General features: G+C 68.8%; 17 protein-coding genes. 7 read left to right on the top strand and 10 right to left on the bottom strand.

Going from position 1 to position 25,566, the window contains the following annotated elements; genetic code table 11:
- Position 1: 1 nt before the first annotated feature.
- Positions 2–1,036 carry an ACR3 family arsenite efflux transporter gene (gene arsB / locus AC3WT6_RS00125; RefSeq protein ID WP_492651516.1) on the top strand — a complete coding sequence of 345 codons (1,035 nt, stop codon included), beginning with the start codon at positions 2–4 and terminating at the stop codon, positions 1,034–1,036.
- A gap of 77 nt (positions 1,037–1,113) precedes the next feature.
- Positions 1,114–1,632 carry an arsenic resistance N-acetyltransferase ArsN2 gene (gene arsN2, locus AC3WT6_RS00130; protein WP_492651517.1) on the top strand — a complete coding sequence of 173 codons (519 nt, stop codon included), beginning with the start codon at positions 1,114–1,116 and terminating at the stop codon, positions 1,630–1,632.
- Between the two features lie 52 nt (positions 1,633–1,684).
- Here the strand turns inward: arsN2 and AC3WT6_RS00135 are convergent, their stop codons facing one another.
- The 3 genes from AC3WT6_RS00135 to AC3WT6_RS00145 are packed head-to-tail and all read right to left on the bottom strand — an operon-like array spanning position 1,685 to position 6,291.
- The gene (locus AC3WT6_RS00135; protein WP_492651518.1) at positions 1,685–2,605 is read right to left on the bottom strand and encodes an extracellular medium-chain-length polyhydroxyalkanoate depolymerase; all 921 of its coding nucleotides are present in this window, start codon (positions 2,603–2,605) and stop codon (positions 1,685–1,687) included.
- Between the two features lie 60 nt (positions 2,606–2,665).
- A complete protein-coding gene (locus AC3WT6_RS00140; RefSeq protein ID WP_492651519.1) occupies positions 2,666–4,477 on the bottom strand; it encodes an AMP-dependent synthetase/ligase in 1,812 nt (603 codons plus the stop codon).
- A 41-nt stretch (positions 4,478–4,518) separates the two neighbouring features.
- The gene (locus AC3WT6_RS00145) at positions 4,519–6,291 is read right to left on the bottom strand and encodes a M61 family metallopeptidase (protein ID WP_492651520.1); all 1,773 of its coding nucleotides are present in this window, start codon (positions 6,289–6,291) and stop codon (positions 4,519–4,521) included.
- Positions 6,292–6,501: 210 nt separating this feature from the next.
- On the opposite strand from AC3WT6_RS00145, the gene AC3WT6_RS00150 reads away from it, so the two are divergent.
- Positions 6,502–8,577, top strand: coding sequence for a PhoX family protein (locus tag AC3WT6_RS00150; protein WP_492651521.1), 2,076 nt, complete (start codon positions 6,502–6,504; stop codon positions 8,575–8,577).
- 71 nt (positions 8,578–8,648) lie between these two features.
- On the opposite strand, the gene AC3WT6_RS00155 is transcribed toward AC3WT6_RS00150, so the two are convergent.
- The 4 genes from AC3WT6_RS00155 to AC3WT6_RS00170 form a co-directional block, all read right to left on the bottom strand.
- On the bottom strand, positions 8,649–10,265 hold the full coding sequence (locus AC3WT6_RS00155; RefSeq protein ID WP_492651522.1) for a methyltransferase domain-containing protein: 1,617 nt from the start codon (positions 10,263–10,265) through the stop codon (positions 8,649–8,651).
- Between the two features lie 92 nt (positions 10,266–10,357).
- The gene (locus tag AC3WT6_RS00160; RefSeq protein WP_492651523.1) at positions 10,358–12,550 is read right to left on the bottom strand and encodes a TonB-dependent receptor plug domain-containing protein; all 2,193 of its coding nucleotides are present in this window, start codon (positions 12,548–12,550) and stop codon (positions 10,358–10,360) included.
- A gap of 14 nt (positions 12,551–12,564) precedes the next feature.
- Positions 12,565–14,631, bottom strand: coding sequence for a TonB-dependent receptor (locus AC3WT6_RS00165; RefSeq protein WP_492651524.1), 2,067 nt, complete (start codon positions 14,629–14,631; stop codon positions 12,565–12,567).
- A 125-nt stretch (positions 14,632–14,756) separates the two neighbouring features.
- Positions 14,757–16,409, bottom strand: a complete 1,653-nt coding sequence (locus AC3WT6_RS00170) for a CehA/McbA family metallohydrolase (RefSeq protein WP_492651525.1) — start codon at positions 16,407–16,409, stop codon at positions 14,757–14,759.
- A 74-nt stretch (positions 16,410–16,483) separates the two neighbouring features.
- On the opposite strand from AC3WT6_RS00170, the gene AC3WT6_RS00175 reads away from it, so the two are divergent.
- On the top strand, positions 16,484–17,413 hold the full coding sequence (locus AC3WT6_RS00175) for an alpha/beta hydrolase (RefSeq protein ID WP_492651526.1): 930 nt from the start codon (positions 16,484–16,486) through the stop codon (positions 17,411–17,413).
- 16 nt (positions 17,414–17,429) lie between these two features.
- Positions 17,430–18,788, top strand: coding sequence for a protein kinase domain-containing protein (locus AC3WT6_RS00180; protein ID WP_492651527.1), 1,359 nt, complete (start codon positions 17,430–17,432; stop codon positions 18,786–18,788).
- An 11-nt stretch (positions 18,789–18,799) separates the two neighbouring features.
- On the opposite strand, the gene AC3WT6_RS00185 is transcribed toward AC3WT6_RS00180, so the two are convergent.
- Together AC3WT6_RS00185 and AC3WT6_RS00190 are read right to left on the bottom strand one after the other, a co-directional pair.
- Entirely contained in the window at positions 18,800–19,717 is a 918-nt protein-coding gene (locus AC3WT6_RS00185) for an ROK family protein (protein WP_492651528.1), read from the bottom strand.
- 4 nt (positions 19,718–19,721) lie between these two features.
- The gene (locus AC3WT6_RS00190) at positions 19,722–21,188 is read right to left on the bottom strand and encodes a flavin-containing monooxygenase (protein WP_492651529.1); all 1,467 of its coding nucleotides are present in this window, start codon (positions 21,186–21,188) and stop codon (positions 19,722–19,724) included.
- A gap of 246 nt (positions 21,189–21,434) precedes the next feature.
- Between AC3WT6_RS00190 and AC3WT6_RS00195 the strand changes: the two genes are divergently transcribed.
- Both AC3WT6_RS00195 and AC3WT6_RS00200 read left to right on the top strand, forming a co-directional pair.
- Complete coding sequence (locus tag AC3WT6_RS00195) at positions 21,435–21,803, top strand: VOC family protein (protein WP_492651530.1); 369 nt, start codon at positions 21,435–21,437, stop codon at positions 21,801–21,803.
- Between the two features lie 70 nt (positions 21,804–21,873).
- Positions 21,874–22,152: a DUF2798 domain-containing protein gene (locus AC3WT6_RS00200; protein ID WP_492651531.1), complete on the top strand. Its 279-nt coding sequence runs from the start codon at positions 21,874–21,876 to the stop codon at positions 22,150–22,152.
- Positions 22,153–22,242: 90 nt separating this feature from the next.
- Here AC3WT6_RS00200 and AC3WT6_RS00205 read toward each other — a convergent pair whose 3' ends face one another.
- Positions 22,243–25,497 (bottom strand): penicillin acylase family protein, encoded by a 3,255-nt coding sequence (locus AC3WT6_RS00205; protein ID WP_492651532.1) that lies wholly within the window; start codon positions 25,495–25,497, stop codon positions 22,243–22,245.
- Positions 25,498–25,566 lie beyond the last annotated feature (69 nt).

The raw sequence follows: 25,566 nt of genomic DNA on the forward strand, positions 1-25,566 counted from the left end.
CATGAACCTGTTCGAGCGCGGACTCACGCTCTGGGTGGCGCTGTGCATGCTCGCCGGCACCCTGCTCGGCCAGTGGCTGCCGGACGCCTTCGCCGCCATCGGCCGGCTGGAGCTGGCCCAGGTCAACCTGCCGGTCGGCGCGCTGATCTGGCTGATGATCGTGCCCATGCTGGTGCGGGTGGATTTTTCCACCTTGGGCCGGCTGCGCCGGCACTGGCGCGGCTTCGGGGTGACGCTGGCGGTCAACTGGCTGCTCAAGCCGCTGCTGATGGCGGCCCTGGCCGGCCTGTTCATCCGCCACTGGTTCGCCGACTGGCTGCCGGCCGACCAGCAGGACAGCTATGTCGCCGGCCTGATCCTGCTCGCCGCCGCGCCCTGTACGGCGATGGTCTTCGTCTGGAGCCGGCTGGTCGGCGGCGACGCCAACTACACGCTCAGCCAGGTCGCGCTCAACGACGCCCTGATGCTGCTGCTGTTCGCGCCGCTGGTGGCGCTGCTGCTGGGCGTGGCGGCGGTGCCGGTGCCCTGGGCCACCCTGCTGCTCAGCGTCGCGCTCTACATCCTGCTGCCGCTGGCGCTGGCCCAGGCCCTGCGCCGGCACTGGCTGCGGCGCGGCCCGGCGGAGCTGGAACGCCGGCTGGCGCGGCTGGGGCCGGTCTCGATGCTGGCCCTGCTGGCGACGCTGGTGCTGCTGTTCGGCTTCCAGGGCCGAGCTCTGCTGGCGCAGCCGCTGATCGTGCTGCTGCTGGCGCTGCCGATCGCCCTGCAGGTCGCGATCTCCTCGGCCGTCGCCTATTTCGCCAACCGCGCGGTCGGCGAGCCGCATGCCATTGCCGGCCCCAGCTGCCTGATCGGCGCCAGCAATTTCTTCGAGCTGGCGGTGGCCACCGCCATCGCCCTCTACGGCCTGAATTCCGGCGCGGCGCTGGCCACCGTGGTCGGCGTGCTGGTGGAGGTGCCGGCGATGCTGGCGGTGGTGGCGGTGGTCAACCGCAGCCGGAACTGGTATCAGCATTCCGCGGTCCCTGGGAATTAAACGAACCGTCCGCGCCCCTTTTTGGGGCAGCGTAAAATCCGCGCCCTTGATCGTGCTTTCCGGCCCACCGCCGACCGATGAATCATCACCAGACTCCCAATCCGCGCCACGCTACGCCGACCGGTTCGCCGGCCCGCGGCGCGCGCCGCCGCAACTCCAGCCTGACCATCCGTGCCGCCACTCGCGAGGACTATCCGGCGGTGCTGGCGCTGCTGAGCGCGGCCCACCTGCCGCACAGCGATCTCACCGCCGAACATCTCGATCACTTCCTGCTCGCCGAACGCGACGAGGAACTGGAGGGCGTGGTCGGGCTAGAGGGCGAAGGCGAGGCGCGGCTGCTGCGCTCGCTGGCGGTCGCCGAGCGCGCCCAAGGACATGGCCTGGGCCATCGCCTGCTGGCGGCGGCGGAAGCCAGCGCCCGCGAGCAGGGCGCCAACCGCCTGTGGCTGTTGACCACCACCGCCGAGCCCTTCTTCGCCCGCGCCGGCTACGCCCGCGCCGAGCGCGAAACCGCACCCAAGGCGCTGCGCCTGCTCACCGAGTTCACCAGCGTCTGTCCGTCCACGGCGGCCTGCATGACCAAGCTGCTGGCCTGACGCGCTATTAGCCGGCAACGCAGGGACGTTCTAGGGGGGCAGAGGCCCTCTTCTAGGGGTGGCCGTTGAACCAGTTGAGGATTTCCACCGGCGCCATCTGGATCCACTGGTGGCCGACCTTGCAGTTGGCCTGGCTGTCGGCATCGCAGCGGGTGTCGCCCAGCAGCTTCGTGCCGCGGCTGTAGTCCACCACCGTATAGGCCTTGCTCCCCAGCAAGGCGGCGTAGGGCAGCATGGTGGAAAGCGGCACGATGTCATCCCCCGCGCCGTGCAGGAAGAGCGTCGGCGGATGGTCTGAAGGTAGCGCCGGCACCACGCAGCCGGGGCCGGAGCAATTGGCGTAGGACGCCGACTGCACCGCCAGCGCCCGGAACCGGCTGGCGTAGTTGATCGCCATGCGACTGCTGTTGTAACCGCCGCTGGAAATGCCCGCCGCGTAGAGCCGGCTGCCGTCCAGTTTGGCGCCGAAGCCGCTACCCGCCTGACTGGCGTCGATCGCCGAGAACAAGGCCTGGAAGAACTGATCGTCCGCCGTGCCCAGGTACTGCTCGGCGGTCGGACCCTTGTTCTGGGTACAGCCGCTCGCCGGGCAGGCCGACATGTTGTTGGTCTGCCAGGCCGTGCTGACGCTGGTCGCCGGCGGCGCCAGAACCGCGTAGCCCGACGCGAGCAGATCGCGCAGAGCCTGCACCTGATAGTAGTTGCCGAAAGTCAGCGCCCCGGTGGAGCTGGCCGGCGCCGCCCAGGAAATCAGGCCGCCAGTGCCGTGGAACAGAAGAACCACCGGCCAACCGCCGACGGGCGCGCTCCCGGCCGGCAACTGGTAGCGCACTTCCCGCGAGGGGCTGCCGACCGCCAGCGTCTGGTAGTCGCAGGTAATGCGACCGAACAGGTTTTCGCTGCAGGCAGAGCCGGTCTGGGCGTTAGCGCCCGCGGCGGCGAGCAGGAGCAGCAGTGCGAACAGGGAACGCATCGGAGGCCTCGCCGGTGGAGCACTCCGAAACCCTAACCCGGCACGGCGGCCGGGCGCCAGTCAACGCACCTCGGCGTTGCGCGAGCAGTCGGTGGCGTGACTGCCACAGTGGCCGGCGTAGAGCCGTTCGATCTCCGCCCCATGCGCCTTGGCGATCACCGCCCGGCGCGGCTTGTGAGTGCTGGTGAGCTGGCCGTTGGCAAGCGTGAACGGCGGCACCCAGGCCAAGCGCAGTATCTGGTGACTGGCCGGCAGATCGGCGAGTTTTTCCCGGCACAGGCTGAATAGGGCTTTTTCCAACGCCGCGCGGGTTTCGGCATCCTCGAAGCCGGCCGGCAGGCCCAGGCTCTGGCGCAGCGCCGCGAAGCGGTTGGCGTCGGGCACCACCAGGGCGATCAGATAGGGCCGGGACTCGCCCAGCACCACCGCCTGCTCGAACATCGGCTCGGCGGTGAGCCTGGCCTCGATCTCGCAAGGGGCGGCCTTGACCCCGGTGCTCATCACCAGAATGTCCTTGATGCGGCCGGTGAGGTAGAGCTTGTCGCAGCACAGGCGGCTGACCTTGTCGCCGGTGTGCAGCCAGCCGGCCTCGTCGAGCACCGCGCGGGTCGCCGCCTCGTCTTTCCAATAGCCGCGCATCAGTGCGGGACCGCGCACCCAGAGCTCGCCGTCGGGCCCGATACGGGTTTCGACATTGTCCAGCGGCGGGCCGGCGGACTCCGGATCGGCATCGCCTGGGCGATTGACGCTGACCACTGGCCCAGCCTCGGTGAGGCCATAGCCCTGCAGCACCGGCAGGCCCAGCGCCGCGAAGCTGCGGGCGATGTGCGCAGACAGCGGCGCGCCGCCGGAAATGGCCATGCGCAGCCGACCGCCGAGGCCGACGCGGACCGCCTCGACCACGCCGCCGGTGAGCCGCCGCGAGAAGCGCTGGCGGGCACTGCCCTTGGGGCTCTCGGCCGACTGCACCGCCAGATGGAACAGCGCGCGCCGGTGCAGCGGGCCGTCATCGACATTGCGCAGCAAGCGCGCGTACAGGCGCTCGTAGACACGCGGCACCGCCAGCAGGCCGGTGGGCTGCACCAGGCGCAGATCCTCAGCCAGGTGCTCAGGCCCGCGGGAATACGCCGTCTCGGCACCCGCGAGCACCGCGCCGTGCCAACCGGCGGTGCGCTCGAAGGAATGCGACAGCGGCAGCAACGACAGCAGGCGGTCGTCGGCGCGCATGCGCAACGCGCGGCCGCAGGCGAAGACGTTGGCCAGCAGCGCGCCGTGCGTCAGCATCGCGCCGCGCGCACGGCCGGTGGTGCCCGAGGTATAGACCAGGCTGGCCAGCGCCTCGCGATCGGCAGCCGGGCGCGTGTAGTCGCGGCCAGCGGCAAGAAAATCGGCCAGCGTCGTGCTGCGCTCGGCGCCGGCGGCACCGCGCTGGATCACCACCTGACGCAGCGCCGGCAGGGGTGCCAGGCCACGCACCGCCTCCCAGGCCGCAGCCTCGCGCAGGAACACCAGGCTGGCGCCGGAATCTTCCAGGATGTGAGCAACGCTGCCGGCGGTGTCCTGCACGTAGATACCGACTGCGACCAGGCCCAGGCGGTGGATGGCCTGCTCGGCGGCCACCCAGTCGGGGCCGTTGTCGAGCTGGATCGCGACCCGCGCGCCCGGCTCCAGCGCCAGGGTCGCGAGACCACGGGCAAAAGCCTCGACGCGGGCATCGAGGCCGGCCCAGTCGAGACTGCGCCAGTCCCGCGCGGCGGCGTCGAACCAGCGGCAGGCCGCGCCTTGCGGCGTCAGCCGCACGCGGGCGTCGAACAGCTCGGCAAGGCTGGCAACCTCGGCTTCGGCAATGCCCGGAAACGGCGGTGCGTTCAAGGGCAAACTTTCGCGGGCAATCGCCATAGGCAAAACTCCTTCTAGACTCCGAGCCAGCTTTTACGTCGGGCAGCGACGGCCGGGTCCATGACCTCGATCAAACTCAGCGTCCAGGTGTCGGCGGGAGCCGGCTCCGGACAGATCGCGGCGCGCATCAATTCGTCGCCACGAAACCAGCACAGTTCGGCCGGCACATTGCTCTTCAGCGCGTCGATGCGACGCGAAAACTGACCGGCGGTGAGCTTCAGGCCGTCGAGTGCCAGCAGCTGGTCGCCAACGGCGAGCCCCGCCCGCTGAGCGGCAGAGCCGGCCAGCACCTGCGCGACGCTGCCGTCGCTTTTCAGCTTCAGGCCGAGAGTCTGCTGCTGTGGACTGCCGCCGCTGCTGCGGCCACCTTGGTCCTGCTCACCGCAGGCGGCGCGGCGCTCGGCGCGCACGCCGAAATCGGCCAAGCTCTCCGCCAGCGGCAGCTCCTCGGTACTGCGCAGGGCGGCATCGAAGAACGCTTGCAGCGGCAGGCCGGAAAGCTCGGCAGCCACCGCCTCCAGCGCGCCTTCCGGCGCCGGCTTCTCGAGACGGCCGTAGCGGCTCCAGAGGGTTTGCAGAACCGTATCAAGGCTGATCGCGGAGTCGCGGCGCAGGCGCAGGTCCAGACACAGCGCCGCCAGCGCGCCCTTCACGTAGTAGCTGGTGCTGGCGTTGGGGCTGTTGTCGTCGGGCTGGTAGTACTTGATCCAGGCCTCGAAGCTGGCATCGGCGAGCGTATGCACCCGGCGCGACGGAGTGCGCTCCAGACGGGTGGCGGCCTCGGCGAGCAGATCGAGATACACCGGCGCCTCGATCAGCCCGGCGCGCAGCAGGAACAGATCGTCGTAATAGCTGGTGACGCCCTCGTAGTGCCAGAGGTCGCGCGAGTACGCGGGGCCGGAGAGATCGCTCTCGGCGAACGGCGCCGGGGTGATGCGCTTGACGTTCCAGAGGTGGAAATACTCGTGGCTCACCAGCCCGAGGAAGGCCCGGTACTCCTTGCTTAGGGCGCTGTCGCCGGAACGCGGCAGGTCGTTGCGGGCGCAGACCAGGGCGGTGGACTCGCGGTGTTCCAGGCCGCCATAGCCGCCGGCGGTGACATTGGTCAGAAACCAGTAGCGTGGCATCGCCGGCTCGCGGCCGAACATCTCGCGCTGCGCGGCGCAGATTTTGCCGAGATCCGCCGCCAGCCGCGCCTCGTCGGGCTCGCAGCGGCCAGAGAGCGTGAGCGTGTGCGGCAGGCCGGCGGCGACGAAGTCGATGCGCCGGAACGCTGCCATCTCCACCGGGCTGTCGATCAGGGTCTCGTAGTCGGGCGCGGCATAGCGGCCGAAGCCGGCGGCATCGACGGCCAGGGGCGTCAGCGCGGTGGCGAGCCGCCAGTCGGCGCAGTCGGCATCGTCCGGGCGGGCGATCTCTAGCTCGAAGCCGGCGCGCTCGTAGCCCTGCGGGCAGTAGACCAGGGAGGAGGCGTTGAAGAAGCCGCGGCGCACGTCCAGCCAGGCCTTGCGCACCGAGTCGTCCAGCGCGTGCACCCGGTAGTCCAGCTCGATCTCGCCCTCGCCAGCAGCCACCCGGAACCGCGACTTGTCGAGTCGCTCAAACACCACCGGCAGGCCGCCACGGAAAGCCTTGAGGTCGAACACATGCTTGGCGAAGTCGCGCACCAGATAGCTGCCGCGGATCCAGGCCGGCAGCCGGAATTCGAGCGCGCCCGCAGCCGCCGAGACGCGCAGGCGAACCTGGTACTGATGGGCACGTGGATCGGCTCTGACGGCGACCTGCACGACCGGAAGGGAGACGGCCAAAAGTGTGATCGGGTTGGCGAAAAGGTGCGCAGTTTACTCCCGCGCCGTGGCGCCGGGCAGCCCCTTCCATCAGTCCGATGACGGGGCTGTAACCAAACCGTAGCCGGGCCTTCACACGGGCTTTCTAGAGTCCGTCCGCTGCGCCTAGACGCCGCCCAGATCCCAGCACCACACCAGCAAGGAACCCCCATGTCTCTCGACCGGCACGAACACGATACCGAGAACGTCGACCACGGCGACGTACTGAATTCCCCCAACTATTTCGGCAATGTGCTCGCCGCGACCATGAACCGCCGCGAAGTGATGCGCGGCGGCCTCTCCGCTGCGGTTGCCGCCGGCTTTGCCGGCAGCGCGCTCAGCGCCTGCGGCGGCGACGGCCCCGACGGCGGCCCGGTGGTCGCCACCAAGAACGTCGCCCGCAGCCTCGAAGACCGCGTGGTGATTCCCTCCGATTACAGCGCCTCGGTGCTGTTTGCCACCGGCGACCTCATCAACGCCGCCGGAGGCGACAAGAAGCTGCAGGACATCACCGGCGACGAGATGGCCAGCCGCGCCGGCGACCACCACGACGGCATGTACTTCTTCGGCCTAAGCGCCGCCGGAGCCCTGGACCCCAACAGCAGCGACCGCGGCGTCATCGCCATCAACTTCGAGAACATCAACCAGCAGTTCCTGCATGCGGCCGGCCCCACGGTTGACGCCAGCGGCAACCGCACCGTCGCCGACGAAGTAGTGAAAGAGATCAACGCCCACGGTGTTGGCCTGATCGAGGTGAAGAAGAACGCCGGCAAGTTCGAAGTAGTTGCTGGCTCGGCGCTGTCGCGCCGCATCACTCCGGAAACCGAGGCCAAGTTCGCTGGTCCGGTGGCCGGCTCCAAGTGGGTGAAGACCAAGTTCTCCACCGACGGTCTGAAGAGCCGCGGCACGCTCAACAACTGCGCCTACGGCTACACCCCTTGGGGCACCTACCTGACCTGCGAGGAGAACTGGGCTGGCTACTTCGACAACGCCAGCGAAGCCGCCACGGGCGTCGAGTACAGCCGCTACGGCATCAACAAGGGCCAGAAGGGCAGCTACCGCTGGGCCACCGCCGGCAGCGCCGACCGCTTCGCGCGCTGGCAGCTCAACACCGTTGGCGCCGACGCCAGCGCCGACTACCGCAATGAGGCCAACACCTTCGGCTGGGTGGTGGAGATCGACCCGATCAATGCTGCGGTCACCCCGGTCAAGCGCAGCACCTTCGGCCGCATGGCCCACGAGTGCGCCTATCCCTCGGTGATTGCCGCCGGCAAGAAGTTCGCTTTCTACATGGGCGACGACGCGCGCTTCGAATACGTCTACAAGTTCGTGCCCAACCAGGCCTGGAACGCGGCCGACGCCAACGGCGGCATCGCCTCTGGTGACAAGTACCTGAACGACGGCGTGCTCTATGTCGCCAAGTACAACGCCGACGGCAGCGGCAGCTGGATTCCGCTGGTCGCCGGCACCGGCGCGCTGACCGCCGCCAATGGCTTCGCCGACCAGGCCGAGGTGCTGGTGAAGACCCGCGCCGCTGCCGATGCGGTGGGTGCGACCAAGATGGACCGCCCGGAGTGGTGCACCGTCGATCACGGCACCGGCGACGTGTTCATCACCCTCACCAACAACACCAACCGTGGCGTCGGCACCAACCCCGGCGTGGACGCGGTCAATCCGCGCGTGAAGAACGAGTTCGGCGAGGTGCTGCGCATGCGTGAAGCCGGCAACGACCCCGCCGCCACCAGCTTCACCTGGACCATCTTCGTGTTCGGTTCGCCGGCCAGCAGCACCGCCAACAATCTCTCCGAGCTGAGCGCCGACAACGACTTCGGCTCGCCGGACGGTCTCTGGGCCGACCCGCGCGGCCTGCTCTGGATCCAGACCGACAATCCGCACGGCAACGACATGGGCAAGCTCTGCAACAACCAGATGCTGGTCACCATCCCGCCGAGCGCCTTCGATGTGAAGCCGGTGATCAAGCGCTTCCTGGTCGGCCCCAGCCAGTGCGAGCTGACCGGCATCGACATCACCCCGGACGGCAAGACCATGTTCGTCAACATCCAGCATCCGGGCGAGGAGACGCTGGCCGGCGATGTCAACGCCGCCGACAGCAATACCGCCACCAAGTACACCAGCGCCTGGCCCTACGACCGCAGCGATGCGACCAAGGCCGGCACCAAGGCCGGTCGGCCGCGCTCGGCCACCCTGGTCATCACCAAGAAGGACGGCGGCGTGATCGGCTTCTGATTCCCCGGTTAACCCCGTGGTCACTGGGGCCCGCGCGAGCGGGCCCTATTTTTTTGTCCGCGATCCGGCGCTCAGCCGCGACGGCGCAGCCAGACCTGGTACATGCCGCCGAAGCTGCGTGGCGCTTCGGCCTCGTAGGCGTCCCACTGCCTGGCATTGAGACGCTCGGCCGGCAGACCCAGGCGCCGCGCGGCCTGCTCGGCCGCCGCCGGCGGCGCTTCCAGTTGCAGCCACTCGAAGCCGGCCGCCTCGGCCTCGGCGAGGAATTCCGGCAAGCGGTAGTGCCGCTCACGGCGGTTGAACAGCAGGTCGCGGCAGCCGGCGCGCGAGTAGAAATCGATGGCGCCGACGATGGCCGGATCGGGCAGCCCATAGTCGCCGCGCAGATAGGCGGCGCGGCCCTGTCGCAGCGCTTCGCCATCGCCTTCGAACGCCGCCGCCGGCCAGAGTGCGCGCAGGCGGCGAATCTCGGCGCGCGCGCGGGCGCTATACACCACCGCGCAGAGCAGGCCGCCGGGCGCCAGCACCGCGGCCAGCGCCGCGAGACCTGCGGCCGGGTCCGGCAGGTGGTGCAGCACGCCGATGCATTCGGCCAACTCGTAGCGCTCGCCGCTGCCGACCAGGCTGAGCAGATCGGCGCAGCGCCAGTCCAGCTCACGCAATCCGGCGGCGGCGCAGGCGCGCTGCGCGTAGGCCAGGCTGCTGCGGGAAAAATCCAGCGCGTGCAGGCGCGCACCCGGATAGCGGTCGGCGGCGCGCAGCAATTGCTGGCCACTGCCGCAGCCGGCGATCAGCACTCTTGGCCGCGCCGGCAGAAGGCGGGCGACGGCGGCGGGCGGCGGCCAGGGCCGGCGTGGCTCGGCCTGCCAGCGCGGATAGGGATCGCTCTCGTACTGGGCGGCCAGTCCGGCATCGGCGGTGACGGCGGGCGGCCATTGCCGCGCCAGGCGCGCCTCCTCCAGCGGCTCGGCCAGCAGCCGGCGCAGCAGTACGCCAGCCGGCAGCAAAGACAGCACCGCAGCCCACTCGCCGGGCTCGGGCGCGGCGGCCAGAAAGGCCCAGGCGAGCACAGATTCGGAAGGCGGCTGACCGAGCGCGGCGGCGGCGATCAGCGGCGCATGGGCGGCAGCGCGCAGGGCGGCGTCGGAGGATGGCAACGCGATACGCCCAGTCTGCTGCGCCCAAACAGCCAGCGCCCGCAGCAGGCGCGGATAGCGCTGGCAGGCCAGCGCCGCAGCGGCCAGCAACTGTCCGGTCACGGCCACCAGCAGCGCCTCCCAGCGCGGCTGCGGCAGCGGGCTGAGCGCCAGCAGGCGGTGTAGCAACGCATCGGCTTCGAGCACTTCCAGCAAGGCCGCCGGGGGTGGATCAGGATCGTCGAGAGCCGCAGCGACCACCGGGCTCAGCGCCAGGTAGTCGGCCAGCGGCGAGGCCAGTTCGGTGGGGCGCGCCCAGACCTCGTCCAGCGCCAGGCACCAGACGCGGTCGATATCGGCGTGGCGCGCGCGCGGTCGGTGCGCGAGCAGGAAGTCGAGCAGACGGTCGCAGCCGGCATGCGGCCGCACGGTGCAGTCCAGGCTGGACAGCAGCGCCTCGAACTGCGCACCGGGCTGCCCGGCGCGCGCCGCCTGATCGGCCCGGTGCAGCAGGTCGTTCAGAGCTTCGGGCGGCGCGGCGCGGGAGTTCACCGCTCCATGCTAGCCAGCCGGCATGACAGGTGGCGGACAAAAAAGGGGCCGCGATGCACTCGCGGCCCCAAAAAAACCACCCAGGGAATTTTTTATAACGCAGCCTCCAGGGTCAGGCCGACGCCCCGGCCGCGGCCGTCGATACCGGAGGCGTGCTCGCGATAGCTCTTGTCGAGCAGGTTCTCGCCCACCAGTTGCAGGCGCAGCCGTTCGCTGGGGCTCCAGCGCAGAGCGAGGTCGACCACCGCGAAACCCGGCGTGCCGCCGTCGGCGATGCGGGCATCGGTCTGGTCCAGGCCATCGAGACGGTGCTGGCTGTCGTTGAACCAGACGCTGGGTGCGACCACCAGCTTGGGTAGCGCCTGCCAGTCGAGACCGAGCACGCCGTTGAGCGGCGGTATGCGGTTGCCCGGCTCCTGGCTGCCGTCGGCCAGTTCCTTCTCCGCCCAGGTGTAGTTGAGCGTGGCACGCACAGTGAGTCGGGCCGGCAGCGGCTGGCGCAGCGAGCCTTCGAAACCGTAGTAGGTCGCGCTGGGCAGGTTCTCGGCCTGGTAGCAGCCGGCCGCCTCGGTGCAGCCCTGCTCGCCCTGCGGCACCACGCGGCTGGGGTTGTCGGTGGAGATCTGGTCGCGGTAGCCGAAGTAGAAGACGCTGAACTCGCCGACCGTGCCGCCCGACCGGTACTTGAGGCCGGTGTCGAGCGACAGCAGGCTCTCCGGCTTCAGGCTGGTGTTGGCGACAAAGGGCCGCGCCGGGCTGCCGCCACGGTCGCCGACCAGCGCTAAGTCGAAGATGTTCGGCGCGCGGTAGCCGCGACCGAGGTTGCTGGTCCAGGCCAGCGTCGGCGAGATCGCGTAGCGCAGACCGAGCTGGGCGCTGTAGTCGGTGTTGTCCACCTCGCCGGCGATGGTCCGGTCGGACTCCGGTGCCGCCGGCAAGGTGGTAGCGGTGTAGTTGAGGCGACCGCCGAGGTTGGCCCGCCAGGCCGGCGAGTAGGCCCAGAGGTCTTCCAGATAGACGCCGTAGTTGTCGGTGCTGGCGCCGTTCGGGAAGCGGCTCTTGAAGCTGGTGCTGCCCGAGCTCTCGGTGTAGGTCGCGCCGCTGTTGCCGCTGCGCTGCTTGGTGCTGTCCACCGCGTCGCGGTACAGCTCGGTGCCGTAGCGCAGCGTGTGCTGCGGATTCAGCGCGGTCTGCGCCGCGACGGTGAGGCCGTCCAGCGTCGAACGGTTCTGTTCGCGGTCGTAGCGGCTCGGGTTGGCGGAAGGGTTGTCGAAACGGTCGTCGTTGATGATCTGCCGGCCCAGGTGCACATCGAGGCTATCGACGAAACCCAGCGGCGCGCTGTGCCGCCAGCGCAAGTGATAGAAGGCGCGGTTGTTGTCGTAGAGCGCCTGGATGCGCGAGGCCGGCGGCGGATTGGAGCCCGGCACCATCTCGTTGTAGCGGAACATCTGCGGCACCTCGAAGTACTGCACCGCGAAGCTGAGTTCGTCCGCCGGCGTCGCCGCCCAGATCGCCTTGAAGTCGTAGGCGCGGGAGGTGTACTCGCCCGGCCCGACGGTGTCGCCCAGGCTGATATTGCCGGCGCCGTCGGCGCTCTGGCCGATGCCGCCGATCTGGCGATCGCCGTAGTTGGCGATGGTGTAGCCGGCGGTGAGCGAGAGCTTCTCGTTGCCGGCGGCGAGCTTCACCCGGCCCACCTTCGCGGAGTCGGCGCTGCCGTAGTGCAGACGGGTCTCGGCGGCGGTAGCGATCTGGCTGCCGCTGAAGCGGGTTTCCGGCGTGCGCACCTGGATCACGCCGCCCATCGCGTCGGAACCGTAGAGCGTGGAGCTGGGGCCGCGCACCACTTCGATCTGGTCGATGTTCCAGGGATCGAGCAGGGCGATGTACTGGCTGGGCGCCGAGCGGAAGAAGGCGTTGTTGAGTCGGAAGCCATCGACCAGATGCAGCACGCCCGAGCCCTTGAGGCCACGGACGATGGCCATGCCCTGGCCGGGCCCGGTCTGCTGGAAGTACACGCCGGACTCGCCGCGCAGCAGCTCGCCCATCACCTGCGGACTCCGATTGCCGATGTCTTCGGCGCTGAGCACGGTCACCGGCTGCGTCACCTCGAAGCTGCCAGCGCTGCCGCGGGTGGCAGTGACCTGCACGGGATCGAGCTGCACCGGCGCCGACTTGTGCTGGCGGCTGTCCTCGCCATCCTCGGCGAAGGCATCCATCGGACTCGCCACCACGAAGGCGGCGGCGAGCAGGTGTCTGGGCAGACGGCTGGAAATGGCCATGGGCTATGTTCGTCTTACAGGGTTTTGGAAACGCTCAGCAGCACCCGACGGCCCTGCATGCGGGTGTAGGCGGCGCCGTTGATCTCCTCCGAATACTCGCTTTCGGAGACCGCGTCGCGGGCGTCGGTGAGGTTGCTGCCATCCAGCGACAGGCTGATGCCCTTGGCGCCGTTCCAGCCCAGGTGCGCGTCCAGCGTCTGGTAGCTGTGCAGCGGACCGGTGTTCTTCTTGTTGAGGAAGCGGCCACCGGTGAAGCTGTCGATCAGCGCGGCGTTGAAGCCGGTGGCCGGCAGATACAGCAGGCCCAGGCCGGCGGTGACATGCGGCGACATTTCCGGGCGATTGCCGGAGACATCGCTGCCATCGTCGGTACGCGCGAACACGAAGCGCTGCTCGTGGTAGGCGTAGTTCACCGCCAGATCGAGGTCCTTGACCAGGGTGTAGCGGGTCTCGGCTTCACCGCCGGCAAAGCGCAGGCGGCCACCGCAGGTTTCCTCGCCGGTGGCGGTGTAGTGCTTGGCGTTGTCGAAATTGACGTAGAAGCCAGAGAGGTCGTATTTCAGGCGGCCGTCGAACCAGGCGCCCTTTAAACCGGCCTCGTAGGTGCGCGCGGTTTCCGCCGGCAGAATCTCTTCATCGGGCTCCATCGCCGGCGCGAACTCGAAGGCCAGCGGTTTGAAGCTGTTGCGGTAGTCGGCATAAAGCACCACCGTGTTGGCGCCGACGGTATAGGCCTGCCAACTAGCGCCGACGGTGCCGCTGAATCGGGTCTGGTGGTGGGTATCGCTGCCACTGTCCGGCACGCCGTTGGGGTCTTCGGTGACTTCCAGCTTCTCGTGGGTGTTGTTCAGGCGCAGGCCGGCGACCAGCTCCACGGTCGGCAGCGGCTTCCAGTTGCCCTGCAGGTAGGCGCCGAGAAAGTCCCGGCGGTCCTGCACCGCGAAGACCTCGTCCACCGGATTGTCGGTGGAGGCTTCGGCGACCGTGCCGTCCTGGCTGACCCGGTAGGCGTAGTTGCCGGTGCGGACATCGGCATTGCCGTGCAGTACGTCGACACCATAGGTCAGGCCCACCGGCCCCAGCGCCTTGCTGAAGTGCGCGTCGTAGTAGACGTCGAGCACGTTGCGGCTCTGGTTGAAGCCGTCGGCGTCGGTAGTGGCCGGCAATGAGGATTCTGGCGCGCTCAGGCCACTGCTGGCCAGAAAGCCGCGAATGTAGGAGGTGTCGGTGTGGGTGACGGCCAGCGTCGTGCCCAGTGCGCCGAGCAGGGTCTCGTGGCGGTCGTAACCCAGCGTCAACTGCCGGCGCCCTTCGTTGATGTGGGCGTCGGAGGGATTCTGATTGTCGTCCGGCGAGGTCTCCGGCCACAGGCGCTGCACGCCGCCGATACTGCGGCGGCGGGTGAGGCCGGCGGGAATCTGGTGCTGCTGCAAGAGCTCGACGTCGGCGCGCACCTGACCACCGGCGGCGGCGGTCGCGAAGCGGTACATCAGGTGGCCACGGTTCACCGCGGTGCGGTCGTCGCTGTAGCGGTCGCGGCTGCCGTTGGCCTCAATCGACTGCTTGTAGACGCCGCTGGACAGCACCGTGGCTCCGGAGGCGCCGACGCTCAGCGGGTCACCCAGCGTGGCAGTGACGCGGTTTTCCGATTCACCGGCCGGATAGTGGATGACCTGGATGACGCCGACGAAACTGGTGGCGCCGTACATGACCGGCGCCGCGCCGCGCATCACCTCGATCTGCTTGATGTTGTGCAGATCGAGCATCGACAGCGTCGGGTTGAAGGCCCCGCCCGCCGGCACGCCATCGACCACCAGCAGGAAGGCGTCGAACTCCCGAAAGCCATAGAAGGCCGGCACGCTGCCGGCCGGGCCGGCGTCGCCGCCGGGGGCGATCTCGACGCCGGAAACCAACGACAGCGCCGTGCGCAGGTCGCTGGCACCGCGAGCACGCAGCTCTTCGCCAGACACCACCGACACCGTGGCCGGTACCAGATTCACCGACTCCGGTAGTCGGGTCGCGGTGGCTTGTACCGGCGTCAACAGCACCGGATCGGCATCGGCAAGGACGGGAGCGGACAACAGAGCCGCAGCGGCGGCAAGAAAACTTGGCCTGAACATGGGGAGCCTGAAGAGAGTTGATTAACGGTTCAGGTCAAAATTAGCCCGCGCCACGTCAATCCATCGTTAATTCCCGCCAGTCCGATTCAGGGCCCGCGCAAAAAAATGGGATTGCCGATCACGGTGCGGGTCTGCAGGTCGCGCAGCTCGATGCGCCAGAACGTGCCTAAGCGACCTTCGTTGACCGGCAAGCGCGTCGCCGGCAACTGATGGACGAAGGGATCGGTGATTACCGGCAGGGTCAGCACTGGAACGCCGTTGGCGTAGTAGCTGAGCCACTGCCCGGCGCCGCCGGTGACGGTGGTGGTGAGCGTCGCGCTCTCGCCCTCGGCGAGCACCAGCCTGTCGCCGTAGATGCCCTGCTGCTGCGCAGGCCCGCTGGCCTCGAACAGCACTTCCGGCGAGCCGGCCGCACCCCGGGTGCGGATGTAGGCATGGCCGGCCCGGATCGCCGCCTGCAAGGCCGGCCGCGACAGTTCGCTGGCATAGACCGCGGTGAGGCTGGAGCCATAACCCTTGCGGGCACGCTGGTCTTCGGCGTCGACGCCCTTGCTGTCGGAGCCGCTGACGGCGGTGATCTTGTAGCCCTGCTGGAGCAGGCCCTCCCATTTCTGGATGGCGGTGCCGACGAAGGGATTTTCGATGGAGCCCACCGGCAGCGGAATACCGAGATCGTCCGGCGTCGCCAGCATCGGCCCGTTGACCACTTCAATGGTGTCGACTTGCGTCCAGTCGATCGCGTCGTCGAGCTCGAAGTAGCAGCCACGGCAGAAATTGCTGAACAGCGGCGGCGGAAAGGTGGTGGGATGGTTGACGCCGAACAGCGCGCCATCGGCCTTGCTCAGACGCTGGATCTCGCCGGCGCCGACGTCCTCGAACCCATGCCGGTATTCGAGCACCGAGGGCGTCTCGCCGAAGGCCATCATGTGGCCGTGGTAGGTGATGATCTCGCGGCCCGGCCAGATCAGGAGGTCGGGATTGGCGCGCTGTACCGCGCCCAGCGTGCGCCAGTGCTGACCGGTGACGTACTCGGTGACCATCAGGAAGTCGAGCTGCGCCGCGCGCGCCTGGGCGATGAAGTCGGGCCAGTCCGGCGCGTTCGGGTTGGAGTGGTAGGCGTGCATGTGGAAGTCGCCGCGATACCAGCCGGGCAGACGTCGGGCGACATGCTGGCTGTCCACCGGGTCCGGCGCCGAGCTGGCACCGGCGGAGACGCTCTTGCACTCCACTTTCACCCGGTAGTCGGCGCCGGCCGGCGCCACCGCGGCGATGCCGAGATCGGCATACCAGGTGCCGGGTTCGACGGCGCCGGGCACAAAGCCGCGATCGGCGCTGTCGCGCTGGACGTAGATCGGCGCCTGCTGCTGGTCGATACGACCCTGACGCGAGCCGCCCCAGCCACGGAAACCCTGGGCGCTGCGGTAGCCGTGCTGATCCCAAAGGCCAAGATCGAAGGTGGTGGCGGTGAGTGGCGTCGACGGCGGATTGCCGGGCTTGTCGCTCCACTCGTAGCTCAGCTCCACGCGCCCGGTACCGGCGGCGACCGTGAACGGCAGCAGGCGGTAGCTCTTGGCCTCGGCGGCGCTGGCGCTGCCGGTGAATTCCAGGGCCGGCGCGCCCGGCGCGCAGACCGCCTGCCCCGGCGGCGACGGCGGGGCCACCTCGGATACCGGAGCCTGCGAACGACCACAGCCGGCCAGCAGGAACAGGCAGCAGGGGAATGCGATCAGAGCTTTCATCGGCGCAGTCTAGTCAACGCCCACGGCCGGCAAATGACACCGAAGCCCGGTGAAAACGGCTAGGCTTGCGAGTCATGACCAAAGGCATCGACCCCAACGCTCCCCTGTCCCTGCGCGGCCACCTCACCAAGCTGTTTGCGGGCCTCGTCGTGAAGTCGGCTCTGCACGACCCCGACATGGCGCGCAAGCGCCTGCGGGTGGACAAGCTCGCCAAGCTCACCTGGCCCGCCAGCGGCGCCACCTACACCGCCGGCCAGCTCGGCGAGGTGCCGGTTGAGTGGGTGGCGCATCCGGCCAGCGGCGCGCGCGGCTTTGTGCTCTACCTGCACGGCGGCGCCTATGTCACCGGCTCGCCGCGCAGCCACCGCGCGCTCACCTCGCGGCTGGCCAAGAGCGCGCGCGTCTGCGTGGCCGCGCCGGACTACCGGCTGGCGCCGGAGCACCCCTACCCCGCCGCCGTCGATGACGCGCTGGCCGCCTACCGCGGCCTGCTCGACCAGGACATCTCGGCCAACAAGATCATCATCGCCGGCGACTCCGCCGGCGGCGGCCTGGCGCTGGCGCTGGCGCTGCGCCTGAAGACCGAGCCGCTGCCGCAACCGGCCGGCATCGTCTGCCTGTCGCCCTGGACCGACCTGACCATGTCCGGCGAGTCGGTGACTTCGCGCGCCCGGCAGGAGGTGATGCTGTCGCGCCAGCTGGGCGTGGATAGCGCCGCCCAGTATCTGGCCGGGCAGGATCTCAAGCAGCCGCTAGCCTCGCCGCTGTACGCCGATCTCAGCGGCCTGGCGCCGCTGCTGATCCAGGTCGGCGGCCGGGAGATTCTGCACGACGACTCCACCCGCCTGGCGCAACGCGCCAGTGCCCAGGGCGTACCGGTGACCCTGCAGATCTGGCCGCAGCTCTGGCATGTGTGGCAGCTGCACGGCGGCCTGATGCCGGAATCCGATGCGGCGATCGCCGCCATCGCCGATTTCATCCACGCCCGGCTGACGGGCCGCTAGTGGAGCTGGCGCCGTCGTGAGCAGCGAGCCTACCGTAGCGCCGCGCCGCAACGACGAGCGCGGCCAACTGCCGGCTGACGCGCCCAGCCGGATCGGCAAGTACGAGATACGCGGCGTGCTCGGCAAGGGCGCCAGCGGCCTGGTCTACAAGGGCTTCGATCCCTTCGTGCAGCGCGAGGTGGCGGTGAAGATCGCCCTGCATCTCAGCGAAGACCGGCAGGGCGGCAACTTCGAGATGCAGGCGCGCAACTTCTTCGTGGAAGCGCGCGCCGCCGGCATGCTCAATCACCCCAACATCATCGCGCTCTACGACGCCGGCATGGAGGCCGACCTCTGCTACATCGTCATGGAGTACGTCGACGGCGACACCCTGCTGCCCTGGTGCCGGCGCAACGGCCCGCGCATGGCGCTGGACAAGGTGCTCGACGTCGGCATCAAGTGCGCGCGCGGCCTCGACTACTCGCATTCCAAGGGCGTGCTGCACCGGGACATCAAGCCCAGCAACATCATGATCACCAAGGACGGCGTCCCGAAGATCATGGACTTCTCGATCGCCGAACTGAACGAACCGCGCGAAGGCACCAGCAGCACCGCGGTGGGCTCGCCGCTGTACATGTCGCCCGAGCAGGTGATGCGTCAGCCGGTGGGCGCCACCTCCGACCTCTATGCCCTGGGCGCGGTGCTCTACCAGTTGCTCACCGGCGAGCCCCCGTTCTACTCGCCGCATCTGCCCGGCCTGTTCGCGGCGATCCGCAACCAGCCGGTGCCGGCGCTCGACAAGAAGCGCCCCGAACTCTCGCGCGACCTCTGCCAGATCATCGCCAAGCTGCTCGCCAAGAAGCCGGGCGAGCGCTACCAGAAGGGGCTCGACCTCGCCTCCGACCTGCTGCGCGAGCAGGAACGCCTGCGCGAGAGCGATGCCCACTCCAGCCGCCGCGAGAACCGCGACTCGCTGCGCGGCCTGGCCTTCTTCAATGCCTTCACCGAAGATGAAATCGACGGCATCCTCAGCGCTAGCCAGCTCAAGACCTTCGCCGCCAACAGCATGATGGTGGAAGAGGGCGACATCGAGAGCGCCTTCTACATCATCGCCATGGGCCAGGCGCTGGTCCGCAAGGGCGGCAAGCCGATCCACGTGCTCGGCAAGGGCGATTGCTTCGGCGAGATCGCGCTGCTCTCCGGCATGCGCCGGACGGCATCGGTGCAGGCGGTTTCCACCGTGCTGGCGCTGCGCATCAATGCCACCCTGCTCGACAACGTCGCGCCGGAAAGCCAGTTGCGCTTCTACAAGACCTTCACCCAGACGCTGATCTACCGGCTGACGATGTCCAACGCGCGGCTGTCCGCCGCCACGCCTACACCGCCGATCACCTGAGCGCGCCGCCGCTATCGCGCGGCAGTCTCCGGCCACAGCCAGGCAGCGCCGCGCACGCCGCTGGAGTCGCCGTGCAGCGCCGGCTTCAGCTGGGTGTCGACGCGATCACTGAATACCCAGGCGCCCCAGCGCCGCGGAATGCTCTGGTAGAGCGCCGCCACTTTCGACAGGCCGCCACCGAGCACGATCACCTCCGGATCGAGCAGATTGATGACGCTGGCCAGCGCCCGCGCCAGCCGGTCCTGGTAGCGCTCCCAGCTCTCGACGCAGGCGCCGTCGCCGGCCGCCGCGCCTTGCAGGATTTCCTCGCTGCGCAACGCGCCACCGAAGCGCTGCGCATGGTCGCGGGCGAAGCCGGTGCCGGACAGCCAGGCCTCGATGCTGCCGCGCTGGCCGTCCCAGTGTTCCGGCCCCGGCACCTCGCCCCAGTCGGCGCGCGGCCAGGGCAGCGGGTTGTGGCCCCACTCGCCGGCGATGGCATTGGGGCCCGCGAGCAAACGGCCGTGGATGACGATGCCGCCACCGGCGCCGGTGCCGAGGATCGCCGCGAACATCGTCTTGGCACCCGCCGCCGCGCCGTCGGCGGCTTCCGACACCGCCAGGCAGTCGGCATCGTTGGCCATGCGCACCACCCGCCCTAGTGCTGCCTCAATGTCCTGCTTGAGCGGGCGGCCGTTGAGGCAGATGGAATTGGCGTTCTTCATCAGGCCGGTGGCCGGCGAGATCGCGCCCGGATGGCCGATGCCCACCGGCAGACCGACCTGACCTGCGGCGGCTTCCATGCGCCGCACCAGCTCGGCGATGGTGACGATCTGGCCCTGGTAGTCCTCGTGCGGCGTCGCCAGCCGCTCGCGCGCCAGGATCGCCGAGCCTGGCCCCATCAATACCGCTTCCGTCTTGGTGCCGCCGAGATCGATGCCGATGCGCATGGCGCTATTTTGCCTCCACACCGGAAAACACCAGGGCACCATCGTCCAGCTTGCCGAAGCGCAGGCCCAGCAGATCGAAGAGGTAGTTCTGGTGGAGCTTCCAGGGCGCTTTCGAGCCCTGCTTGGGAAAGGCGTCGATGGCGCGCTGCACATAGCCGGAAGAGAAATCCAGCAGCGGCAGCTCCCGCACCGAAGGGTCGTTGCGGCGCGGCGTGCACTGGCGATAGCCGTGGCGCTCCATGTGGTTCAGCAGCCGGCAGAGATAGGCCGAGCTGAGATCGACCTTCAGCGTCCAGGAGGCATTGGTGTAGCCGATCGCCAGCGCCATGTTGGGGACGTCGCTGATCATCATGCCCTTGTAGCTGAGCTTCTTGGACAACTCGATGGGCTCGCCATCGACCACGAAGCGCACACCGCCGAGCGCCAGCATCTTCAGCCCGGTGGCGCTCACCACCACGTCGGCCGCCAGCTCCTGGCCGGACTTCAGGCGGATGCCCTGCTCGGTGAAAGTCTCGATATGGTCGGTGACGATCTCCGCCTTGCCCGAGCGCAGCGCCTGGAACAGATCACCGTCCGGCACCAGGCAGACGCGCTGGTCCCAGGGGTTGTAGCTGGGCGCAAAGTGCTTGTCGACGTCGAAACCCTTGGGCAGCTGCTGGCGCACGCCGGCGCGGATCAGCTTCTTCGCCAGCTCCGGCGCCCGGCGGCAGAGATTGAAGAAGAACATCTGCATCAGCACGTTCTTCCAGCGGGTGATCGCGTAGGCGAGCTTGGTCGGCAGGACGCGGCGCAGGCCGTTGGCGATGGCGTCCTGCCCTGGCAAGGCCAGGATGTAGGTCGGCGAGCGCTGCAGCATGGTGACCTTGGCGGCGTCCTGCGCCATCGACGGCACCAGGGTCACCGCGGTGGCACCGCTGCCGATCACCACCACCCGCTTGCCGCGGTAGTCGAGATCGGCGGGCCACTGCTGCGGATGCACGAAGCGGCCACGGTACTGCTCCAGGCCCGGATAGCCGGGCGTGTAGCCCGAGGCGTAGTCGTAGTAGCCGGCGCAGAGGTAAAGGAACCGGCAGCTCAGTTGCGCCGGCTCGCGCTGCGGCCCGCGCTCCACCTTCACCGTCCAGCGCGCCTCCGGAGTCGACCACTCGGCGCCCACCACGCGATGCTGGTAGCGGATGTGGCTATCGACGCCGTGCTCGCGGGCGGCATCGCGCATGTAGGCGAGGATCGAGGGCCCGTCGGCAATCGCCTTGGCCGCCTTCCAGGGGCGGAAGGAATAGCCCAGCGTGTACATGTCGGAGTCGGAGCGGATGCCGGGATAGCGGAACAGATCCCAGGTGCCGCCCAGCGTGTCGCGGCTTTCGAGAATGGCGTAGGTCCGGCCGGGACAGTGCTGCTGCAAATGCACGGCGGCGCCGATGCCGGACAGGCCGGCACCGACGATCAGCACATCAACGTGTTCCAGGGGCATGCGGCACCGCTCCGAGTCGGGGAGCGGCCACTGTACGGGCGACGGGCTCGCCATGGCAGTCGCCGGCGCGCCAACCATGAGCGTGGCGGCGGCCAAGGCCGAGGCCGGGCGCGACGCTGACTGGACGGCGGGTCCGTTCTGCCCAAGTATTGCTCGCCACCCAAGCTGGCTGTGCAGGCTCGACGCCCCTTCGAGGCAATCGCTGCGCAGCTGCGGCCCAACGGCGACCAGGAATAGGAGACAGCCATGTTCGATCACCTCGGTTTTGGCGTCAGCAATCTCGGCGAGAGCAAGGCGTTTTTCCTCAAGGCGCTGCAACCGCTGGGTGTCGCGGTGGCCATGGAGGGGCCCCACGGGATTGGCCTGGGACAAAACGGCAAACCCTCGCTCTGGCTCTACGAGAGCACCGAGCGCCCGGCGCATCTGCATCTCGCCTTTGCGGCGGCGACACGGCCGCAAGTCGATGCCTTCTACCAGGCCGCCATCGCCGCGGGCGGCAAGGACAACGGCCCGCCGGGCCTGCGCCCGCACTACCACGCCAATTACTACGGCGCCTTTGTGATCGGCCCCGATGGACACAACATCGAGGCGGTCTGCCACAAACCGGCGGCATAGGGCTCACTGGTCGCGGCAGGCGTTAGCATTCGCGGCCTCCGCTCAAGCTCCACGCCGTCACCACGCCACCATGCCCTCACCCTCCTCCGCCCGCGCTGCCGGTCTACGCAAGTTGCCGGCGCGCTACGCCGGCCTAGTCATGCCGCTGTTCCTCTCGCTATTCATGACCTGCATCGTCTCGCTGGTCAGCACGCTGCGCGGCATCGGCCTGGCCGAGCACTTCCTGTCGATCTGGCTCAGCTCCTGGGGGTTGTCCTGGTTGATCGCCTTCCCCACCCTGCTGATGGTGCTGCCGCTGGTACGGCGGTTGACCGCCCTGGTGGTGGAAACGCCGACGGCATCCGGCTAACCCGCGCCCCTGGCCGCTGACAAGTACTAGGGCGCGAACAAACAGGCCGGCGCCAAGCGGAGGCTCGCGGCTTGTTTGCCCCCCGCCCGACTACTTGCCGTCGCGGTCCTTCACGATCTCCGCCGCCTGCTGGAAGGTCGGGCGGTTGATCCAGTGGATCGCCGGCACCGGCTGGTAGGCGAAGGAGGTGTGTTCGACCGCGTCGCAGTCCTCGACCTTCCCGCAATCGGCAGCCTTGGGGTAGAGCAGTTGGGAGCCATCCCAAGCCGCCTGGTTCGACAAACCGCCGAGATCGGTCAGCGCCTGATCGAGTGCGCTCAGCACCGCCGCGCGGCAGGCCGTGGGATCGTCGGAGTTGGCGCACTTCAGCGCCCGGTAGCTGGCATGGCCGGGCGTGTTCAGCACTGTCTGCAGCATGCGCCGCATGTGCTGGTACCAGCCTTCCTGGAAAGCCGAACCCTGCGCGCGCGGCGCGTCGAGCCGGGCGCTGAGCAGCGAGGCGCCCTTGGCCTCGATCGCGGCCATCTGCGGCGTGACGGTCTCCATCAGCCGCAGATACCAGGCGTCCATGAACACCACGGCGGCGCGATGATCGTAAGTGCCGCTGGCGTCGCGATCGCGGCGGAAGCTGCCCAGGCCCTTGCTGTTGTCGATCCACTGGCGCGAGCCGTCGTCGATCCAGTCCTGCATCAGGCTCGCTACCGCCTGCTGGTCGGCGCTCAGCTCGCCCTGATGCATCAACTGCAGCAGCAGCGGCAGCAGATCCTGGCCACGATGATCCGTGTACGCAGCGTCGGCCATCACCTCGACCATGGTCGCCAGCGTGTGCTTGCGGCCGCTGGCCTTGAAGGCGGCCAGGCGGTCGGCCAGCATCTCGACGCGATGGGTCGGCCCATAGGTGCCGTTGGCATCCGCCGCCCACCAGCCAGCAGCGCCGGAGTTGTTCCAGTTGGCCATGTAGCCCTTGGGCGGATTCACATCCTGGATGTGCGCCGACAGCGGCAGGAAGCCCGGCCACTCGTAGTAGCCCTGGTCGTCCATCAGCGTCGCCCGGGCGCGACTCGGATAAGGAACTTCGCCGCCGTAGGTGCTGAAGAAGTCCGCCGGCAGGCTCTGATCGGCGACCCACTCGTAGTTGCCATCGCCCCACACCGGCAGCTCGGCAGGCGCGCCGCTGGCCCGCTGCGGATACAGGCCGGACTGGATGTAGGCGATGTCGTTCTTGTCGGCGTAGAGCCAGTTGAAGGTCGCGGTCATGCTGTTGAACAGCTTCTTGAACCGCGTGTGATCCATCTTGATGCCGGTGGTGGTCAGCAGCGCGAACGGCGCGGCGGTATCGACGTCGGCGAGAAAGGTGCTGCGCTGCGTGGAGATCACCACCGGCTCGCCCTGCACCGTCGCGGTGCCGATCACTGGGCCGTAGTGGGTGCGCAACACGTAGCGGTTCACCGTTTCCGGATTCTGCGGGCCGCCGAGCGCCAGGCTGGCTGCGGTGAGGTTGGCGGTCCAGGTGTCGAGGCGTTTGTACAGCCGCACGCACTGGCCCTTGTAGAGGTAGCCGTCGCTGTCCGGGTAGCCATCCGCATCGGCGTCCTCGCGCGAGGCCGGCGTGCCGTTGGTGTTGCAGAGCTTCGACACCCGCACATCGGTGAAGTCGGAGCCGGCCGAGGTCGGGCTCCAGGCAAAGTCGAGACCGCGGCCGATGACGATGTAGGGCAGGTTCACCGTCGAGATGCCGCGCGCCGCCAGCTCGTAGGGGGTGCCGCCCTTCGACACCACCGCCGCCTCCCACAGCAACTGCGGCGCGAAGTAGCTGGTCTGCGGGCCGGCGACGATGATCGGGTGGCCGCTCTCGGTTTCGCTGCCGGCGGCGGCGATCCAGTTCGAGGTGGTCATCGGGAAGCCGTACCGATTCAGCAGCGCGTGCAGGCTCGCGCCTGGGTCCTCGCTGGTCCGCTGCACGGCGCGGGCGGTCGGCGCCGGCGTGCCCAGACCGTGCCGCAACGGCGGTCGCGTGGCCATCGCCGCGACATCGGCCGGCGCCCCGGAGAGCTTCAGCTTGCCCAGCGCGCCGAGGCTCCCTAGCCCACCCGTGGCAGCCGGCACCGCGAGCGGCAACGGCAGGGTCGGCAGCCCGGCGCCGTGACTCTGCAGCGTGTGGCCGACGAAGCTGCCCACATCCCAGATCGCCGTCCCTGCCGGCAGGGTCTGCGGGCAGTTCTCGTTGACGCTCGGCGGCGACTGGGTGGCGAAGCTGCCGCTGGCGGTGTGGTAGCTGTCCGGCGCGTTGGCGTGGCGCAGGTCGCGCCAGAGCTTGCAGGCGGCTTCCGGCAACACCGTAGTGCCACCGGTGATGCTGGCGTCGAGCTTTTGCAGCAGGTTGAGGTTGCGCGCTTCGCCACCGCCACCGAGCCCGAGCGCCGACTGGATCAGCACGGCGTTGGCGACGATGTCCTCGACCGTGAACGGCCGCGGCGGAAACAGCGGCTCGCCGCCCAGGCGCAGGCCGAGGGTCGCGTACTCCAACGGCAGCTTCGGCAGGCCGGCCGGCGTCTGCAGGAAGTCGACGTAGGCGTTCATGCCGGCCACGAACATCTGGGTGTCGTTGAGAAACATCGGCCCCAGCGCGCCGAGCTTGGCGACCGCGTTGTCGATGATGCCGCTGATCTCGTCTTCGCTATAGGCCGAGGCGGAGCCGAATTCCAGGTCCAGCTCGTAGGTGGTCGGCGAAGGTCCGAGCTTCTCCGAGGCGCGGCCACGGCCGACATCGCGCAGCAGGTCGAACAGCCACAGCCGGTCTTCGGCCGCAGCGTAACCCAGGCCATATTCGGCGCTGGCGCGGTCCTGGCCGTCGACATAGGGCACGCCCCAACCGTCGCGGCGGATCACCACGGTCTTGCCATTGGGGGCGGTCAGCGTGGTGGTGGACACCGCCTCGGCCTCGGACAGCTCCAGACCGGCCTTCTTGAAGTAGTTGCAGGCCTGGTCCGAGGACTTCACATGGGCGTCGATGTTGGCCGGCGGCGCGCAGGTGTCGGACTTCAGCGGCGACTTCGCGTAGGCCAGGTTGCCGTACATATCGAGCTGGTCGCGATAGTTGTCGGGGTAGACCACTTGCGGCTGGCCCGGTAGTGGACCACCGACCGCGCCGGCCGAGTTGCCGTTGGAGCCGGGCGGGACAATGGCAAGGAAGACGTTCGCGCCATCCCCCGAACCGGGCGGATTGCCCCCAGGGGGCGCACCCGCCGCCGGCGCGCTGCTGCGCCCGCAGGCACTCAGCAGCAGCCCGCAACCGAGAATCAGGGACAGCGCCGGCAGCCGCCGACGGGCGTTGTGGTTCATCATTTCCAGCTCCTCCAGCAGGGCGCGGTACGTTGCCGCGCCTCGAAACTCATAACGGGATGGTAATGGAAC

The organism is Stagnimonas sp. FW305-C-60 (genome assembly GCF_058782965.1).